The sequence below is a fragment of the Bacillus sp. mrc49 genome, assembly GCF_002803435.1.
Genome location: NZ_PHNG01000195.1, coordinates 1 through 882 on the forward strand (window position 1 = coordinate 1; position 882 = coordinate 882).

The window sequence follows — 882 nt, forward strand, 5'->3', positions numbered from 1 at the left end:
CCTGAATCTATTAAAAACCGTGTCCTTATCCGGGACTTTTATCCACTTTTCCTTCTGCCTGCGCCAATCTAGCAGCATCGATCGGCAAAAGTTATATATATATACCCAATAAAGGGGCATGAACACCTGAATGAAAGCAAATTGTATCTATTATACTTTATCATTTTATAGGCATTAAATCACCTTTTTCCTATTATTCTCATCTATGTATGAAGCAGAAGAAGCCTTCGAATATTTTTCGAAGACTTCCATCAATTACTGACTTATATAGTTTAGCGGATTTACAAGCGACCCGTTTTTATATACTTCAAAATGGAGATGGACGCCGGTCGAGTTCCCTGTTGACCCCATCATGCCGATTTTCGCACCCTTTTCAATCTTTTGTCCTGCTTTAACACCAATTGAATCGAGGTGGGCATACACGGTCTTATATCCATTGTTGTGGTTGATCGTTATCTTATTTCCATACCCGCCGGAGTTTCCTGCCGATTCAATAATTCCATGATCAGCTGCCGTGATCGTCCTCGTGGATGGACGGGCGATATCAATTCCCTTATGGAGTTTTCCCCATCGTTGCCCTTGCTTGCTGGAGATATAGCCCCCGTCTGCAGGCCACGCATATGTGCCGCTTCCTTGCGAAGGAATGACCTTCGTGCCTTTTTTGATGATTTCCGTTTTCGCCTTTTCCGTTATTTCTTTTTCCACGATCGTTTCACTGACTTTTTTACCATTCGTTTCGGAAACGTTATAAGTGAAGGCCTCGATTCCATCATTGCCCGCTTGTTCAATGATTACCTCTCCCTTGGGCAGTTCATCATCCTCCTGAACCTTCTTTTCAAAAGGAATCCGTTCTTCATCATATACTTCCCTTTCCACCATTAC

General features: G+C 42.5%; 1 protein-coding gene. It reads right to left on the bottom strand.

The window, feature by feature from the left end; all coding sequences use genetic code 11:
• Window positions 1-255 precede the first annotated feature (255 nt).
• The coding region (locus tag CVN76_RS01360) for a M23 family metallopeptidase (RefSeq protein WP_157805431.1) at window positions 256-882 on the bottom strand (627 nt) is incomplete at its 5' end.